Annotated in this window: 2 pseudogenes; one reads left to right on the plus strand and one right to left on the minus strand. The window is 58.4% G+C overall.

What is annotated here, in order from left to right:
* Positions 1-219, plus strand: a pseudogene (locus tag XcyCFBP4188_RS22340) (IS5/IS1182 family transposase); the annotation flags it as partial.
* Between the two features lie 25 nt (positions 220-244).
* Here the strand turns inward: XcyCFBP4188_RS22340 and XcyCFBP4188_RS23540 are convergent.
* A pseudogene (locus XcyCFBP4188_RS23540) lies at positions 245-447 on the minus strand (hypothetical protein); the annotation flags it as partial.

Consider the following 447-nt stretch of genomic DNA (forward strand, 5'->3'; position numbering starts at 1 on the left):
CTCGATCTTGGCTTCGTTCCGGTGGTCCCGCCGAAATCCAATCGGGTCGAGCCTTGGGAATACAACCGGGAGATGTACAAGCGGCGTAACGAAGTGGAGAGACTGTTCCGTCGCTTGAAAGGCTACCGCCGGATTTTCTCGCGCTTCGAGAAGCTGGATGTCATGTTCCTTGGATTCCTCAGCTTCGTCCTAGTCGTTGATGGGCTTCGGATGTGTTAACAGGCCCTAATTTGAACGCCAACGTGATGCCCAGATGCCGCATCAACTCCAGCGCTGCCATGTTGGTCTTGGTCGAGGTTAACAGGTACAAGGCCAGCATCCAGCTGCGCCGATGTGTCAGCTGTCCGCGGCCATCGCGCATGCCCCGCCGACGGCGCTTGCGGCGGCGCTTGCGTAGATGCGTGAACAACTGGCCACCGCGCTTGTGGTCAGCGTAGATGTGCCGAT

The sequence above is a fragment of the Xanthomonas hortorum pv. cynarae genome (genome assembly GCF_002939985.1).
GTDB classification, from domain to species: domain Bacteria; phylum Pseudomonadota; class Gammaproteobacteria; order Xanthomonadales; family Xanthomonadaceae; genus Xanthomonas; species Xanthomonas hortorum_D.